The organism is Bradyrhizobium valentinum, from assembly GCF_001440405.1.
GTDB lineage: Bacteria > Pseudomonadota > Alphaproteobacteria > Rhizobiales > Xanthobacteraceae > Bradyrhizobium > Bradyrhizobium valentinum.
In genome coordinates, this window is the sequence record NZ_LLXX01000157.1 from 1 (window position 1) to 16,344 (window position 16,344).

The window sequence follows — 16,344 nt, forward strand, 5'->3', positions numbered from 1 at the left end:
GTCGCCGCCGCGCGCGGCACCGCCGCCGCCGGGCCGGCTTGCCTCGCGCGCACGCTGGGCGGCTTCCGATTCGACCTTGCGCACGGCTTCTTCCAGCGACAGCCGCTCGCGGGTGATTTCAGATTCGGAAAGCGGCGGCTGAACGCTGCGCAACTGCGCGATCAGCGCTGTGCGGGCCCGCTCATAGAGCGCGCGGCGGCTCTCGCCTGGAGCATTGGGATCCAGGCCGGCGATGGCGCGTGCGATCAGCGGGTAATAATCAGCCATTTCTCTTCAATACTGCAGGCCCTGCGGTAACATCTCGTTAAGCCTCGAACGGGTTCTGCACCAGGATAGTATCCTCGCGTTCAGGGCTGGTGGAAAGCAGTGCGATAGGACAACCCACGAGTTCCTCGACCCGGCGGACATATTTGATGGCCTGGGCCGGCAGGTCTGCCCAGGAACGGGCGTTGGCGGTCGGCTCCTTCCAGCCCTCGATGGTCTCGTAGACCGGCACCACCCGGGCCTGGGCGCCCTCGCCCGCCGGCAGATGGTCGATTTCCTTGCCGTCCAGCATGTAGCCGGTGCAGACCTCGATGGTGTCGAAGCCGTCGAGAATATCGAGCTTCGTAAGCGCGAGCCCCGTGATGCCGCAGGTGCGGACGGTTTGCCGCACCAGCACCGCGTCGAACCAGCCGCAGCGGCGTGGCCGGCCGGTATTGGTGCCGAACTCGCGGCCGCGTTCGCCGATCTTGCGGCCGATGTCGTTGTCCTGCTCGGTCGGGAACGGTCCCTGCCCCACGCGGGTCGTGTAGGCCTTGCAGATGCCAAGCACGTAACCGACCGAGGCCGGCCCCATGCCGGTGCCGGTCGCCGCCTGCGCCGCCACCGTGTTGGACGAGGTGACGTAAGGGTACGTGCCATGGTCAACGTCGAGCAGCGCGCCCTGCGCGCCCTCGAAAAGGATGCGCTTGCCTTCGCGGCGCTTGATGTCGAGCAGCCGCCACACCGTCTCGGCGTAGGGCAACAGTTTTGGCGCCAGCGCGGTGAGCTCCTTCAGGATCCCGCCGCCGTCGATCTCCTCCAGATTGAGCCCGCGGCGCAGCGCGTTGTGATGCGCCAACAGACGGTCGATCTTGTGCGGCAGCGTGTCGAGGTCGGCGAGGTCCATCAGGCGGATGGCGCGGCGGCCGACCTTGTCCTCATAGGCAGGTCCGATGCCGCGGCGCGTGGTGCCGATCGCGGTGACCACATTGGACGATTCCCGCAAGGCGTCGAGATCACGGTGCAGCGGCAGGATCAGCGTGACGTTCTCGGCTATGCGCAGATTGTCCGGGCTGATGGCGACGCCCTGCCCCTTCAATCTTGCAACTTCGTCGAGGAAAGCCTGGGGATCGAAGACGACGCCATTGCCGATCACGGCGAGCTTCGAGGGCCGCAGCACTCCGGACGGCAGCAGCGCGAGCTTATAGGTCTCACCGTTGATGACGAGCGTATGGCCGGCATTGTGGCCGCCCTGGAAGCGCACGACGATATCGGCCTGCTCCGACAACCAGTCGACGATCTTGCCCTTCCCCTCGTCACCCCACTGGGCGCCGACGACGACAACATTGGCCATTTTTAAGGTGTTCCCTGCAAATCTATTGGTCCCAGCATGACCTTTCCGGAAAACCGGTATCCACTTTTCCGGATCATGCGCTAGCTTGCCCAGCCCAAATCACGGCCGGGGGCCGTTCGCATGCAAGGCAGCCCCACCGGATAAAGGAAGCGGGTGCTCTAGGCAAGCAAGAACGCAACTTTAAGGGGGCCTTAGAACAGCTCCAACCCATTGATATCCCCGGAAAATTTGTACCCCTAGGGGTCCGCGAGGGCGAGAAACGCATTAACATCCGGCAATGATGGAAAGGCCATGTCAAAAACCACCCGTGCAACCCAGGCGCTGGAAAAACTTGGCGTGAAATTCGCCCTGCACGCCTACGACTACGATCCGGATGCGGCGAGCATCGGGCTGCAGGCGGCGGAAGCGCTCGGCGTGCGGCCTGCGCGCGTGCTCAAGACGCTGATGGCCGAGGTCGACGGCAAGCCGGTCTGCGCCGTGGTGCCGTCGGACTGCGAGGTCAGCATGAAAAAACTCGCAGGTGCGTTCGGGGCCAGGACGGCGAAGATGATGCGGCCGGCGGATGCCGAACGGCTGACCGGCTACCATGTCGGCGGCATCTCGCCGTTCGGGCAGAAGAAGCGCGTGCCGGTCGCGATCGAGGAGGCCGCCCTCGGCCATACAAGCGTGTTCCTCAATGGCGGCCAGCGCGGCTTGCAGGTCGAACTCGATCCCAACGACGCGGTGAAGGCTGTCGGCGCGATCGCGCGGGCGCTGGTGGCGTGAGCGGCCTTCGCTTCGACAGGCCCCTACTTGGTAAGTTTGGGCTGCGTCTGCGCCCATAGCATCGCCTCGATGATGGCCTGGCGCAGTTTCGGGCGCTGCTCCTCGACGCATTCGATGAACGCCAGAATCGAATTGGCGCGAACGGCAAACTGGTGACGTATTTCAGTTTCGGCTTCTTCGGCCAACATCGGCGTGTCCAAGGAATGCCCCATCATCTCTAGAAATTTCGACCTCACGGGCGGAGCAAGCTGCTGACAAGCGCAGTCGCCTGCAAACCCGTGGTCCCAACGATCGAACGAACGCCCAAAACTGAAATAACCCGGAATAACTCAGAGCATGCGACCCCGAAAAAAAACAAACCAGGGTTGGGTTACATGAATCAATCGTCCTTTGATTGCATACTCGCCCGCCCGTGGCAACCCCAAACAATAATAACCAAGGAACAGGCAGGGCGGGCTGCATGGTCGCGATGCATCCTGCACCATTGATGGGCGCCGCAAATCCGTGTCTGTGACGTGGGCCGGGTCATCTTCCGGCCCGGCAACGTCGGCCGGGCGGGCCGCGGCGCCATGAACCCGGGCCTTATCCTTAAAATGACGGCATCCGAACAGACTTCACCCGCATCATCCGGGAATTGGCTCGCCAACCAGCCTTATCTGCTGCTCAGCATCACGGCGATGTGCTGGGCCGGCAACGCTATCGTCGGGCGGCTGGCCGCCGGCCACATCGCCCCGGTGACCCTTTCGTTCCTGCGCTGGTCGTTCGCGTTCCTGATCATCCTGCCGTTTGCCTGGAAGCATCTCGTCCGCGACTGGCCCGCGATCCGCAGCCGCCTCGGCATCATGATCCTGCTCTCCATCACCGGCATCGGCGCGTTCAATACCTTGCAATACTGGGCGCTCGAGCACACCCAGGCGCTGAACACGCTGTTACTGCAGTCGGCAGGCCCGCTGGTGGTCGCGGTGTGGTCGCTGCTGCTGCTCGGCGTACGGCTGACGCTGGCGCAAGCGGCGGGCGTCATGCTGTCGATGGCCGGCGTGCTGATCATCCTGATGCATGGCGACCTCACCAAGCTGTCCGGCATCGACTTCAACATCGGCGACCTGATCTTCATCGTGGCGCTTGCGATCTTCGGGATCTACTCGGTGCTGTCGCTAAAGCGCCCTGATATCCACGGCCTGTCGTTCGTCGCTTTCACTTTCGGGGCCGGCGCGGCCTGCCTGATCCCATTGTTCATCTGGGAGTTGTTCGCGCGGCCGCTGATGCAGATCGACACCGCGAACCTGCTGACGCTTGCTTACGTCGCGCTGTTTCCCTCGACGATCGCCTATCTCTGCTACAATCGCGGCGTGCAACTGATCGGCGCCAACCGCGCCGCGCCATTCTTCCACGTGGTGCCGGTGTTCGGAACCGTCATGTCGATCGTCTTCCTCGGCGAGCACCCGCAAGCGTTCCACTTCATCGGCTTTGCGCTGGTGCTCGCCGGAGTATTTGTGGCGTCGCGAAAGCCGAAGACGGGCTGAGCTCAAAGCGTCACGACAATCTTGCCGAACTGTTCGTTCGACTCGAGAAATCGATGCGCCTCCACGATCTGATCAAACGGAAAGGTCTTTGCGATTACCGGCTGTAGCGAACCCGACTTCAGCCCCGCGAGCACGAACGCCTTGGCGGCTTCAAGGCGCGCCGGGTCGCCGACGATCTCGTGCATGAGGTAGCCGCGCAGCGTCAGGCGCCTGCTCAGCACATTGAACAGCGGAAAAGGTGTCGGCTCCGAACTCAGGCCGCCATACTCGATGAGGATGCCGCCTGTCGACATCGTCGCCGTCAGAGGTCCAAAGATCGGGCCTCCGACCGCATCGAACACGACCCGGACGCCCGTGGGGCCGGCGATTTCCTTCAGCCGCCCTTCCAGATTCTCTTCCGCCGAAGCGATCACATGCGCGGCACCGAACCCTAGCAAGGCCCGTCTTTTACGGGACGTCCGCGTCACCGCGATCGCAGTCGCGCCGATCTGGTTGGCAATCTGAATGGCGGCAAGTCCGACACTGCTGGATGCCGCGGTAATGACCACGAAATCTTCCCGCCGCAGCGTGGCGATCTCGATCAGTGCGCCATAGGCGGTAACGGTTGGCATCCAGACCGCTGCCGCCGCCTCAAAGCTGAGCGCACGCGGGTGCTGGACGACGAGTTCGGCAGGGAAGCTCGCCAGCTCGCCATAGGCGGGCCAGCGGACCATCGATAGCGAAGGCACCACGTTGACGGCATCGCCCGGCGCGAAGCTGTCGACGCCTGCACCGACCGCTTCGACGACGCCGGCTGCTTCCAAGCCAAGCCCGGAAGGTAATGTCGGCGTCTCGATATAGGAGCCGGAACGGAGCAACACTTCGGCGCGGTTGAGGCCCAGCGCCCGAACGCGGATTTGAACCTCACCCGGAGCGGGCGGCGGCACATCGATATTCTCGATGCGCAGCACCTCGGGACCCCCATGCTGATGAAAGCGGACGACGCGAACCATTCGACAAACTCCAAAACAATTGAGCTGAATAGCTATGCCAGAGCTTCACCGGAGCAATAAATCGCTTCCCAAGCAGGACAGTCGAAACTAATAGTTTTGAATTATGGATCGTCTTTCCAGCATGGCCGTATTCGTCAAAGCCGCCGACCTCGGCTCGTTCGCGGCCGCGGCGGATGCGCTCGATCTGTCTGGGCCAATGGTGGGCAAGCACGTCCAGTTTCTCGAACAACGTCTGGGGGTTCGCCTTATCAACCGCACCACGCGCCGTCAGAGCCTGACCGAGTTCGGCCGCGCCTACTATGATCGCTGCCGATCAGTGCTCGCTGAAGCCGAGGCCGCGGACGCACTCGCGGCCGAACAACTTTCAGAACCGCGCGGCAAGCTGCGGGTCACTATGCCCGTGCTGTTTGGCCGCCGCTGCGTTGCTCCCGTGTTGTTGGAGCTGGCGGGGCGGCATCCCAAACTCGAGCTCGATCTATCTTTCAGCGATCCTCTCATCGACCTTTCGGACGGCGGCTTCGACCTCGCAATCCGCACTGGCACGCTGGAGGACAAGGCCGGATTGATCGCCCGTCGCATCGCGCGCCAGCGCATGATTGTCTGCGCCTCGCCATCCTATCTGGCGAATCACGGAACCCCGCGAGAGATCGAGGATATCGGCACACATCAAGCGATCCTCTATGGCCGTTCCGGTCATGTGAGCCCTTGGTTGTTTCCGCGCGACGATCAGCCTCCGATACAGCTCACGCCGGTCAGCCGGTTCCGGCTCGACGATCTCGACGCCATCGCCGATGCTGCGGCTGCGGGAATGGGAGTTGCGTGGCTACCGTATTGGCTGGTTCGCGAACGGATTCAGGCAAGCGCCCTTGTCCCGTTACTGCCCAATCAAACCGGTTTCCTATACGACGGCTATGCGCTTTGGCTGCAGGCGCCTTATTTGCCCCTGAAGGTTCGTCTTGCGGTCGACGCGCTGGCGGCTGCGTTGCCGAAGCTGATGACGTGAACGGCGATTACGCCGCCGCCACGGAAACACTGGCAGCGCTTGCATCCGCGGTGACTTTATCTGCCAGATCCGTTACTTCTGAAGCGTATTTCGCTTAAGGCAACTCGATGAAGGTTCGCGCCAGCAATTTGATGATCGGCACGCTCGTCCTGGCCCTGATCGGGGGATCGCTGGGCGGGTTTCTCGGCTATCAGAAGTTCGTCAGCGCCAAGCAGAAGGTGCCGTTCCGCGTGATCTTCGAGGGCTCGGCGTCCGGCCTGCGCAAGGGCGGCAGCGTGAACTTCGCCGGCATCCGGGTCGGCGAAGTGGTGTCGCTGAAGCTCGACCATCCGCGCCGCGTCGTCGCGCTCGCCATGATCGACGGCAACACGCCGGTGAAGGGCGATACCCAGGTCGGCCTCGAATTTCAGGGGCTGACGGGCATTGCGGCAATCTCGTTCACCGGCGGATCGGACGAGGCGCCGCCGCCGCCAAAAGGCGCGGACGGTATTCCAGAGCTGACCGCCGATCCGGAAGGGATGCTCAACACCCAGGAAAAAATCCGCGCGGCGCTGCGCAACGTCGACCGGGTGATCGCCGACAATGAGGTGGCGATCAAGGATACCTTAAGGAATTTCGAGACGTTCACGGCCTCGCTGTCCGGCAATAGCGAGAAGATCACCAGCATCATCTCGACCGCCGAGAACGGCGTCAACGCCGTCGACGGCGCGCTGGCCAAGACCAAGGACTTCCTCGGCAGCCTCGCCAACGACAAATATGGCGGCGAATTGCTGCCGACCGTGATCTCGATGCGCGAGCTGATCGAAAGCTTCGACAAGAAATCCGGGCAATTGATCGCCGAGACGCGAAAAATGCTCGGCGAGGTCAGCGCATCCGTCAACAAGGCCGGCCAGAAATTTGGTGGCCCGCCTCCCCGGCGGTAGGCTGCTTCCGCACAATAACCAAAAAGATGGAACGCCCGACGTGCTCGACAAATCGGCAAGCGTGACTGCGCCGCCCACGACTGTGACCCGCACCGACAACGCGGTGCCGCGGGCTTTGCAAAAATATCTGTCGCTCGACGATTTCGAGTCTGTGGCGCGGCGCCGGATTCCAAAATTCCTCTATGGCTACATCTCCGGCGGCGCCGAGACTGACGCAGCCGTGCGCGACAACCGCAAAGCCTTCGACGAATACGGCTTCGTGCCGCGCGTGCTCAACGACGTCTCCGGCCGCGACCAGACAGCGACGCTGTTCGGCAAGACCTACGCCTCGCCGTTCGGCATTCCGCCGATGGGCTCTTCCGCGCTGTGCGCCTATCGCGGCGACATCGTGCTGGCGCAGGCGGCTGGGTCTGAGAATGTGCCGATGATCCTCAGCGCCTCGTCGCTGATCACGCTGGAAGACGTGCGCGCCGCCAATCAGGCCGCGTGGTATCAGGCCTATCTCGCCGGCTTGCCCGAGCGGATCGAGCCGCTGGTCGATCGGGTGGCGGCGGCCGGCTACGACACCTTCGTCATCACCGCCGACGTGCCGGTGCCGCCGAACCGCGAGAACAACATCCGCAACGGCTTTCAGGTGCCGCTTGCGATCACGCCGCGCGTTGCCTGGGACACGGTCACTCATCCGCATTGGCTGTTCCGCACCTGGGCGCGCACCGTGATGAATTACGGCATGCCGCATTTCGAGAACATGGATGCCAAACGCGGCCCGCCGGTGCTGGCGAAAAACCTGATGCGCAACATCGGCGCCCGCGACCAGCTCGCCTGGAAGCACGTCGAACTGATCCGCAGGAAGTGGAAGGGCAAGCTCGTGATCAAGGGCCTGGTGTCACCGGCGGATTCACGCATCGCACGCGAGAGCGGCGTCGATGGCGTGATGCTGTCCAACCATGGCGGCCGGCAGCTCGACTACACGATCTCTAGCCTGCGCACGCTGCCGGAGATCGCAGCCGAGGCCAAGGGCATGACGGTCATGATCGACGGCGGCATCCGCCGCGGCACCGACGTGATCAAGGCGCTCGCGCTCGGCGCGCATTTCGTCTGGGTCGGCCGCCCCTTCCTCTATGCGGCGATCGCCGGCGGGGAAGCCGGCGTGCAGCGCGCGATCACGCTCTTGAAAGCCGAGATCGACCGCGATCTCGCATTGCTCGGCATCCGCAAGCTGAGCGAGATCACGCCGGATCTGGTAAGGAAGTTCTAATCTTGCTGCATCATAAGCCCCTCATGGTGAGGAGCGCGAAGCGCGTCTCCGGACGATGCTTCGCATCGCCGGGCGAACCATGAGGCCCCGCCTGTGGCCCACATCCTTCGAGACGCCCCCTCTGCGGGCTCCTCAGGATGAGGGGTTTGAGCAGCTACCACGCAGTAGGACGAGAACTTCACCTCTGCCCATCGTGAACTGAAATCTGGTCCACCGAGAGTCCACCGATGCGCGCGTGCGTTCGGCCGCCGGTCGCCATCACCAATCCGAACACGATCTCGTCGCGCCGCGGCGCGTCCCAGATCGTCATCTCGGCGGTGCCGAAATGACTGCGCACGTAAGCCGCCTCGATGTGGCCGAGCGGGACCATCAGCCGCGTTCCAAGCGCACCAACGGTCTTGGCCGCGGGAACGATCGCCTTGGCCTGCGCGATCACTTCGCGGATCGCAGCACCACCGGCCTCGTGCCAGACCGCGCCGTGCTCGAGTTCGCCGTCATCGCCGACGATTGCGCCTTTGCCATAGGCTTCGATGGCGTCCTTGCCGCCCAGCCGCTCGCATAGCGCTCTCGCCAGTTGCCGGCCGAGATCGCGCAAATCAGCCTGAAACGGCATCAAGTCCGGCTCGAAGCGCCCGGCATAGGGGTTGTTGATGACGGCAAGCGCGGTGCCGATCAATAGCGGCCGCGCCCGGCGCGGCCCGCGTTCGTGCCAGATTTCCTCAATCGAAACCTGTGTCTTGCGGATATCGTACGCCGTCACGACTGCGTACTCTCGTCAACGACGGGGTTACGCAACACGCCGATCTTCTCCACCTCGACTTCGACGACATCGCCCGGCACCAGGAACATTGGCGGCTTGCGCGTGAAGCCGACGCCGGCCGGCGTGCCGGTGGCGATGACATCGCCCGGCATCAGGTCGAAGATCTCGGAGGCGTAGTTGATCAGCCGCGGAATCGAAAAGATCAAAAACGATGTGTCCGATTTCTGAACGACGTTGCCGTTGACGCGGGTCTCGAGCTTCAGTTTCGTCGGATCCGGCAACTCATCCGTCGTCACCATCCAGGGCCCGAACGGTCCCGTGCCGACAAAGTTCTTGCCGGCCGCGATCTGCTGGGCGTGCCTCTGATAATCGCGCACGCTGACGTCGTTGTAGATCGAGTACCCGGCGACGTGCTGCATGGCATCGGCCTCGGAAATATGGCGGCCCGGCTTGCCGATGATCACAGCAAGTTCGCCCTCCCAATCCAGATGGGTCGATACCTTGGGCCGGATGACCGGCGCGTCGTGGCCGACTTGCGAGCGCCAGACCCGCAGGAAGATAGGCGGAAACGCCGTAATCTCCCGTTGCATACCGAAGGCGACGGCTTCCTGGTGATGGTCGAGATAGTTGCGCACGGCGCAAACGATCTTCTCAGGACGGGGAATGACCGGAAGATAGTTGATATCGGCCAGCTTCAGGTCCGGCTTGAAGCCGGCCACGATGCTGTCCCGCTTTTCGAAATCCGAGCTTGCGATGAAGTCCTGCAGCGCGGCGTGGGACAGCTTGCTGCCGAGGTCGACCACGCCATCGCCGATGATCGCTCCCCAGGTCTCCCTGCCGTTGTTCAGAAATGAAAGCAGCCGCATGCGACCTGTATCCTTCTCGTTTGTTGGCGCCGTTGGATTTCGCTTAAACCTACTATTTTCGAAAATCTAACGGAACGCAACCGAAATCGCCGCCTGGGTGCCGTTCATCGAGTTCCTTAGTCGGGAGAGCGGCCTCCAGCCGCGCGCTGGCAATCAGCCGGCGTTGATCACGCCGGAGGCGTACTTTGCGACGTTGTCGGACGTGGTCTGGATATGGCTGGCGATCAGGGCGCACGCCTGATCGGCATTGCGGCCGATCGCGGCCTGCATCAATGCCCGGTGTTCGCCGGCCTTGTCGCGAGGCCGCGGCCGGTACAATGCCGACAAATTCCGGTAGCGCTCGGCGCGATCGAACAACGAATTGCGCACGGCAAGCAGTGTCGGCGAACCGGATGCCAAGACCAGCGCTTCATGGAATTGGCGATGCGCCGACTTCCATTCGGCGTTACCGGCATAGTCTTCCGGCGCCCGCTCCTCGATCTTGGCGAGGCGGTGCAGGCACGAAATAACCCTTATTTCCCAGTCATCGTCGCCACGCTCGATGGATCGCCTGATCAGATCGACCTCGATCAGGATGCGGGCGTGGGTCAGGTCGTGCAAATCCTCGAGCGTCACCGGCGCGACCTTGTAGCCCCGCTGCTCCTCGGCGACGACAAGCCCTTCCGCCACCAGCAACGTCAAGGCTTCACGCAGCGTCGTGAAGCTGGCGCCGAACGACAGGCGCAACGCATCGAACTTCAGCGATTCGTTCGGCTTGAGCTGGCAGGTGACGATCTCGTTTCGCAGCCGGTGCGCGATGTCGGAAGCGAGCGTCTTGCCGAATTCCTTGCGCGCCTTGAGGGCAGTCGTTGTCATTGATTCTCTCGTGACCCCGAAGGCCGCGATCCTAGCCCAAAAGAATCCCGTTGCAATAATTTTCGCAATGAGCAATATTTTCGAAAATAGGCAAAAATGGGGAGAGCCGCTCGGATGAAGGCGCTATTCGGATGAAGGCTGTATTGGTGCATCGCCCTGGAGGCCCGGAGGCGCTCGACTATACCGACGTGCCGATGCCGGCGCCGGGCGAGCGGGACGTTTTGATCCGGGCTCAGGCTTTCGGTGTCGGTCAGCCCGACAAGCTGATCCGCAGCGGCGTTTACAAATGGATGCCGCCGTTGCCGGCCAACCCCGGAAACGATGTGGCCGGCATCCTTGAAGCCGTCGGCCCAGAGGTGAGCGGGCTTTCCGTCGGCCAGAGGGTGCTGTTGAGCGCGCGCGACCTTGCCCAGCGCGGCGGCTGCTACGCCGAATATGTCGCAGCGCCTGCGGACGCCGTACACGTCCTGCCCGAGAATGTCGCGTTCGAGGACGCCGTTTGCCTGCCCAATTATCAGGTCGCCTGGGCGCTATTGAACAATTGCGGCTCCAGTACCCCGCCCCACTCGGCTCTTGTCATTGGCGCGGCTGGCGGGGTCGGGACGTCGCTGGTGCAACTTGCAAAACTCGCCGGGATGAAGGTGATCGGCACCGTCAGCACGCAGGAGAAGGCTGCCTTCGCGCGAAAGATGGGGGCCGACGAGGTGATCTTTTATCGCGACGAGGACGTCGTCGTGCGCACCCGCGCGCTGACCGGCGGACGCGGCGTCAGCCTCGTGCTCGATCATGTCTGCGGCCCGGAATTCTATTCCTATCTCGGCGCGCTCGACAAATGGGGCACCATCGTCTCCTACAATGCGTTCGCCGGCCTGCCGACCGAAAACCTGATGGGCGAGATGCGGAAGTATCTCGACATCTGCCCGGCGATCCGCTGCTTTTCCTTTCACATCTATGATCACGACCGCGAAGGCCGGCGCGAGATCATGCGGAAGATGATCGGCTATCTCGCCGACGGCGCCATCCGGCCGGCGATCTTCAAGCGCTTCAAGCTCGCAGAAGTTCGCGCCGCGCATGAACTCCTCGATTCCGGCGCGGCGTTCGGGAAGATCGTGATGACTCCGGAGTGAGCGGGGCGCTCGCACAGTCCAAATGGTTGCCTGAATTCAAGAGGTCACGAGATGATCAAGGTCAAGCGGCTACGACACGTCACCTTCACAAGCGCTGACGTCGAACCGCAACTCGACTACTATCAATCCGTCATCGGGCTCGCCGTGATTGGACGGGACGACCGCCGCATTTTTCTCGGCACCGAGTCCGATGAACTCACGCTGGTTCTCGAGCAGGGCGCAGCCTCTCATTTGACCACCATCGCCTATGAGGTTGCACCCCACCTCGATCTGGCTGACCTGCAGAAGCCGCTGGCAAGCCTCGACATCAAGTCGGAAATCAGGAGCGACACGGCGCCCGGAATTGCGAAGGCACTGGTCTTCAACGATCCGGACGGGCTTCAGATCGAACTGTTCTCCAGATGGGAGTTCTGCAAGCCCATCGAACCGATCCGCGGCCTGGCCGTCGCCAAGCTCGGCCACGTCGCGCTCTACACGCCCGATCCGGAGCGGGTCGCCAAATTCTACGGCGACGTTCTCGGCTTCCGCGTATCGGACCGGATCGAAGAAAATTTCGTCTTCATGCGCTGCGGGCCCGAACATCACGCGATGAATTTTGCGCGCGGCACTGAGGCCCGCCTGCATCATCTCGCGTTCGAACTGCGCGACGCCTCGCACATGCATCAGGCCTGCGACCTCCTGGGACGCAAGGGATTCCAGATTCTCTGGGGGCCGGTACGGCATGGCCCCGGTCACAACGTGGCGGTCTACCACCATAATCCCGATCGCTACCTGATCGAGCTCTATTACAGCATGGACCTGATGCTCGACGAGGAGCTCGGCTATTTCGAGCCGCGTCCCTGGCATCACGATCGTCCGCAGCGGCCGAAGACGTGGGTGGGATTGCCGCGCGACGTCTGGGGCGTCGGCCCGGCCAAGGAGGCCCACGAGTTTTCTCCGGCAATGCGCGGCGCAAAGTAGCTGCGCATCGCCTACGAACAGCCGAACGGCTGACGTCAAAACAACAAAACACCAGGGATGAAACAAATGGCTCGATCGTTGGATGCACTGCGTGGACGGTGGCGCGCCCTGCGTGGCGTGGCAGCCGTAACCATCAGCCTGATATGTCTTGCGCCCTCCCTTGCCACCGCGCAGGCCTATCCGAGCAGGCCGATCCGGCTGCTGCACGGCTTTGCGGCGGGCGGCGCCGCCGATACCATGGCGCGCATCGTCTCGGATCGGCTTTCCAAGCGGCTGGGACAGCCGGTGCTGGTGGAAGCAAAACCGGGCGCCGGCGGCAATCTCGCGGCGGACGCCGTCGCCAAATCCGCGCCGGATGGTTACACGATCGGCCTCGTCACGGGCGCGCACGCGATTTCGGGCGCGCTCTACAAGCAGCTCGCCTATAGCCCCACCGACAGTTTCGACATGCTGTCGACGATGGTGTATTACGCGCTGGTGATCGCGGTTCGCGCCGACCATAAGGCGAAGACGCTGGCGGACCTGATTGCGATGGCGAAAGCGAAGCCCGATGACCTGAGCTACGGCTCGGTCGGTTTCGGCAGCACGCACCACCTCGCCGGCGAGCTGTTGAACATCACCGCCGGCACGAAGATGGTGCACGTTCCTTATCGCGGTGACTCATTGACCGTCACCTCCCTGCTCGCCGGAGACGTTCCCGTGATCGTCGGAACAACCGTGCTGCTCGCCGGCCAGATTGAAAGCGGCGCCATTCGCGGCCTTGCGGTGACCTCGCCCGCGCGCACTAAACTGCTGCCGAACGTGCCGTCCGCGCAGGAGGCCGGCGTCAAGGGATTCGACGTGCGGACCTGGGCCGGATTGCTGGTCCCCAAGGGCACTCCGCCGGACATCGTGAGGCGGCTGAACGCGGAGATCCAGTCGATGCTGGCGGATCCCGCCACTAAGACAGCGCTTGAAACCGCGACCGGCGGCGAGGCTCGAAGCAGCACGCCGGAGGAGATGCGGGCGCTGATATCAGCCGAAATCGACAGGTGGTCAAAGGTCATCAACGACGCCGGCATTCCGCGGATCTGATCCGGCAGTCAAAGGCCGGCCGCTAGACACTGAGTAGCTGGTGATAAGGCGAAGAATTCGCCACGTCATTGCGAGCGAAGCGAAGCAATCCACATCTCCGCTCGGTAAGCTTGGAGAGATGGATTGCTTCGCTTCGCTCGCAATGACCGGCAGACCTATCCAACTGTCGTCACCCGCGAAAGCGGGTGATCAAGTATTCCAGAGGCGTTCGCGGTCAGTCGAGAAGCCGCGGCGTACTGGATACCCCGCTTTCGCGGAGTATGACAGCGGGGGACTGCTCGCAGCGCCGGTCGCATCGGCATGAAGGCAAGGCGCAAGTCAGCACGCAAGGCATTGTAGCATTGCGTGCGCAGGACTTGTCGCGTGGCGGAAAATCCGGCCCTATTCCGCCCCGCGATATGACCAAGCCCACACCAGCGCCGCCTGCCTTTCATCCGGTCCGGTGGCTGACCAACCAGCCTTATTTGCTGCTGAGCCTGACCTCGCTGTTCTGGGCCGGCAACATCGTGCTGGCGCGCCATGTCGCCGGCCATGTGCCGCCATTGACGCTGTCCTGCGTCCGCTGGATCGGCACCTTTCTGATTCTGCTGCCCTTTGCCTGGCCGCATCTCAAGCAGGACTGGCCGGTGCTGCGCGCGCATCTGCCGATGATGCTATTTCTGTCGCTGGTCGGGTTCGCCTATAACAACGCGATCTCCTACTGGGCCCTGCAATATACCGAGGCGCTGAACGCGCTGCTGATCCAGTCGGCGGGGCCGCTGTTTGTCGCGCTGTGGTCGCTGGCGCTGTTCGGGATTCGCCTGACCGGCGCGCAGCTTGCCGGCATCACCATCTCGCTTGTGGGCGTGCTGACCATCATTTTGCGCGGCGACTTCGGTGCGCTCGCCAGCATCAGCTTCAACCGCGGCGACCTGATGTTTGCAAGCTCGCTGGTGTCGTTCGGATTGTATTCGGCGCTGATCCCGCGCCGGCCGGTGACGCACGCGCTGTCGCTGATTTCATTCACCACCTGCTGCGGCGCGCTGATGCTGCTGCCATTCTCGATCTGGGAGTTTTCGACCGGTGCCACACTGAAGTTCGACATGATCTCGATGGCGACGCTGGGCTATGCGGTGATCTTTCCCTCGACGCTGGCCTATCTGTTCTTCAACCGCGGGCTGGCGCTGATCGGACCCAATCGCGCGGCGCCGTTCTTTCATCTGGTGCCGGTGTTCGGCTCGGCAATGGCGATTCTCCTGCTCGGCGAGCAGTTGCGGTTATTCCACCTGGTGGGCTATGCGCTGGTGCTGGCCGGCGTGGTGATCGCGTCACGGCGAGCTTCGGCCAAGAAGGCATGAGCTGCGTGCGGCCTAGCGGCCCTAGCGTCTTGCCGGCTTCCACTTTCGATGCCGGCAGGCTAGCTTGCCGGCCAATCCAACAAAAAGCAGTTGAGGAAACGACCATAATGATCGGACTATTGAAGCGGTATCGGCATATAGCGGCGGCGGCTCCATTGATGTTGGCGATGATCGCCACGGCTGCCGCCCAGGCGCCCTACCCGAACCGCAACATCACGCTGGTGCTGCCGTTCGCTGCCGGCAGCGGCACCGACACCACGACGCGCATCATCTCGAAGGAGCTCGGCACCGCGCTCGGCGCTGGCATCGTGATCGAAAACAAGCCGGGCGCCAACGGCTCGCTCGCGGCAAGCCAGGTCGCCCGTTCCGCGCCGGACGGCTACACGCTGATGGTGTCGACCAACACACCGCATTCGGCAAATCCTTATTTGATGAAGAACATGACCTACGACCCGGTCAAGGACTTCACGCCGATCGCGCGCAGCGGCGACCTGCCCTTCATGCTGGTGATCCACCCGGATATCCCGGCGAACTCGGTGGCAGAACTGATTGCGCTGGCGAAGAAGGAGCCGGGCAAATACTCCTATGCCAGCGGCAGCTCGGCTGCGATCGTGTCCGGCGCAACGTTTGCCCGCCTCGCTGGCATCGATCTGCTTCACGTCCCCTACAAGAGCTCGCCGCCCGCCTTGACTGATCTGATCGCCGGCCGCGTCTCCATGATGTTCATCGACGTCCCGACCGGCCTGCCCCACGTCAACGCCAAGGCGCTGAAGGCGCTCGCGGTCACCACCAAGCAGCGCTCGGCATTGTTGCCCGATCTCCCGACCATGAACGACACGGTGAAGGGATTCGACATCACCTCGTGGCAAGGCTATTTCGGCCCCGCCGGCATGCCCAAGGATATTGTCGCCAGGCTGAATGCGGAAATTCGCAAGGTCGTCGAGCGCCCCGACATCAAGAGCCAGCTCGCCGAGCGCGGCATGGAAGCATTCTCCGGCACGCCCGAGGAGTTCGACGCCTTCGTGAAGGAGCAGCTCAAGGTGTGGGAGAAGCTGATTGAGGGCGCGGGAATCGAGAAGCAGTAGCCATCGATCCTCATGGTGAGGAGGCGCGAATCGCCGTCTCGAACCATGAGGCCCCGCTGGTGCCATTCATCCTTCGAGACGCGCGAAGACGCGCTCCTCAGGATGAGGTCTGGCTGCACTGCGTAGGGTGGGCAGAGCGAAGCGTGCCCACCGTTCACGTTACGATTCGGCGATAGATGGTGGGCACGCGGAGCCTGTCATCGGGCGCGCATTCGCGCG

General features: G+C 62.9%; 16 protein-coding genes and 1 pseudogene. 10 read left to right on the plus strand and 7 right to left on the minus strand.

What is annotated here, in order from left to right; all coding sequences use genetic code 11:
- Nucleotides 1–267, minus strand: a pseudogene (locus CP49_RS27875) (hypothetical protein); the annotation flags it as partial.
- Nucleotides 268–304: 37 nt separating this feature from the next.
- Entirely contained in the window at nucleotides 305–1,597 is a 1,293-nt protein-coding gene (locus CP49_RS27880; RefSeq protein ID WP_057853350.1) for an adenylosuccinate synthase, read from the minus strand.
- Between the two features lie 291 nt (nucleotides 1,598–1,888).
- Between CP49_RS27880 and ybaK the strand changes: the two genes are divergently transcribed.
- Nucleotides 1,889–2,362 (plus strand): Cys-tRNA(Pro) deacylase, encoded by a 474-nt coding sequence (gene ybaK / locus CP49_RS27885; RefSeq protein WP_057853351.1) that lies wholly within the window; start codon nucleotides 1,889–1,891, stop codon nucleotides 2,360–2,362.
- A 23-nt stretch (nucleotides 2,363–2,385) separates the two neighbouring features.
- On the opposite strand, the gene CP49_RS27890 is transcribed toward ybaK, so the two are convergent.
- On the minus strand, nucleotides 2,386–2,550 hold the full coding sequence (locus tag CP49_RS27890) for a hypothetical protein (protein ID WP_156438699.1): 165 nt from the start codon (nucleotides 2,548–2,550) through the stop codon (nucleotides 2,386–2,388).
- Nucleotides 2,551–2,955: 405 nt separating this feature from the next.
- Between CP49_RS27890 and CP49_RS27895 the strand changes: the two genes are divergently transcribed.
- The gene (locus tag CP49_RS27895) at nucleotides 2,956–3,885 is read left to right on the plus strand and encodes a DMT family transporter (protein ID WP_057853403.1); all 930 of its coding nucleotides are present in this window, start codon (nucleotides 2,956–2,958) and stop codon (nucleotides 3,883–3,885) included.
- 2 nt (nucleotides 3,886–3,887) lie between these two features.
- On the opposite strand, the gene CP49_RS27900 is transcribed toward CP49_RS27895, so the two are convergent.
- Nucleotides 3,888–4,877, minus strand: coding sequence for a zinc-dependent alcohol dehydrogenase family protein (locus CP49_RS27900; RefSeq protein ID WP_057853353.1), 990 nt, complete (start codon nucleotides 4,875–4,877; stop codon nucleotides 3,888–3,890).
- A gap of 103 nt (nucleotides 4,878–4,980) precedes the next feature.
- Here CP49_RS27900 and CP49_RS27905 point away from each other — a divergent pair, with 103 nt between their 5' ends.
- From CP49_RS27905 to CP49_RS27915, 3 genes are all read left to right on the plus strand, one after another.
- The gene (locus CP49_RS27905; protein WP_057853354.1) at nucleotides 4,981–5,880 is read left to right on the plus strand and encodes a LysR family transcriptional regulator; all 900 of its coding nucleotides are present in this window, start codon (nucleotides 4,981–4,983) and stop codon (nucleotides 5,878–5,880) included.
- 107 nt (nucleotides 5,881–5,987) lie between these two features.
- Complete coding sequence (locus CP49_RS27910) at nucleotides 5,988–6,803, plus strand: MlaD family protein (RefSeq protein ID WP_057853355.1); 816 nt, start codon at nucleotides 5,988–5,990, stop codon at nucleotides 6,801–6,803.
- A 103-nt stretch (nucleotides 6,804–6,906) separates the two neighbouring features.
- Entirely contained in the window at nucleotides 6,907–8,061 is a 1,155-nt protein-coding gene (locus CP49_RS27915; protein ID WP_057853404.1) for an alpha-hydroxy acid oxidase, read from the plus strand.
- A 178-nt stretch (nucleotides 8,062–8,239) separates the two neighbouring features.
- On the opposite strand, the gene CP49_RS27920 is transcribed toward CP49_RS27915, so the two are convergent.
- The 3 genes from CP49_RS27920 to CP49_RS27930 all read right to left on the minus strand — a co-directional run bounded on the left by CP49_RS27920 (nucleotide 8,240) and on the right by CP49_RS27930 (nucleotide 10,542).
- Complete coding sequence (locus tag CP49_RS27920; protein ID WP_057853356.1) at nucleotides 8,240–8,821, minus strand: amino acid synthesis family protein; 582 nt, start codon at nucleotides 8,819–8,821, stop codon at nucleotides 8,240–8,242.
- Nucleotides 8,818–9,687 (minus strand): fumarylacetoacetate hydrolase family protein, encoded by an 870-nt coding sequence (locus CP49_RS27925; RefSeq protein WP_057853357.1) that lies wholly within the window; start codon nucleotides 9,685–9,687, stop codon nucleotides 8,818–8,820. The genes CP49_RS27920 and CP49_RS27925 overlap by 4 nt, the downstream gene beginning before the upstream one ends.
- Nucleotides 9,688–9,840: 153 nt before the next feature.
- On the minus strand, nucleotides 9,841–10,542 hold the full coding sequence (locus tag CP49_RS27930; protein ID WP_057853358.1) for a GntR family transcriptional regulator: 702 nt from the start codon (nucleotides 10,540–10,542) through the stop codon (nucleotides 9,841–9,843).
- A gap of 131 nt (nucleotides 10,543–10,673) precedes the next feature.
- On the opposite strand from CP49_RS27930, the gene CP49_RS27935 reads away from it, so the two are divergent.
- The 5 genes from CP49_RS27935 to CP49_RS27955 all read left to right on the plus strand — a co-directional run bounded on the left by CP49_RS27935 (nucleotide 10,674) and on the right by CP49_RS27955 (nucleotide 16,125).
- Nucleotides 10,674–11,669: a zinc-dependent alcohol dehydrogenase family protein gene (locus CP49_RS27935; RefSeq protein ID WP_057853359.1), complete on the plus strand. Its 996-nt coding sequence runs from the start codon at nucleotides 10,674–10,676 to the stop codon at nucleotides 11,667–11,669.
- A gap of 51 nt (nucleotides 11,670–11,720) precedes the next feature.
- The gene (locus CP49_RS27940; protein WP_197423257.1) at nucleotides 11,721–12,629 is read left to right on the plus strand and encodes a VOC family protein; all 909 of its coding nucleotides are present in this window, start codon (nucleotides 11,721–11,723) and stop codon (nucleotides 12,627–12,629) included.
- A gap of 66 nt (nucleotides 12,630–12,695) precedes the next feature.
- A complete protein-coding gene (locus CP49_RS27945; RefSeq protein WP_057853361.1) occupies nucleotides 12,696–13,703 on the plus strand; it encodes a tripartite tricarboxylate transporter substrate binding protein in 1,008 nt (335 codons plus the stop codon).
- 398 nt (nucleotides 13,704–14,101) lie between these two features.
- A complete protein-coding gene (locus tag CP49_RS27950) occupies nucleotides 14,102–15,040 on the plus strand; it encodes a DMT family transporter (protein WP_057853362.1) in 939 nt (312 codons plus the stop codon).
- A 158-nt stretch (nucleotides 15,041–15,198) separates the two neighbouring features.
- The gene (locus tag CP49_RS27955) at nucleotides 15,199–16,125 is read left to right on the plus strand and encodes a Bug family tripartite tricarboxylate transporter substrate binding protein (RefSeq protein WP_420807658.1); all 927 of its coding nucleotides are present in this window, start codon (nucleotides 15,199–15,201) and stop codon (nucleotides 16,123–16,125) included.
- Nucleotides 16,126–16,344: the final 219 nt, after the last annotated feature.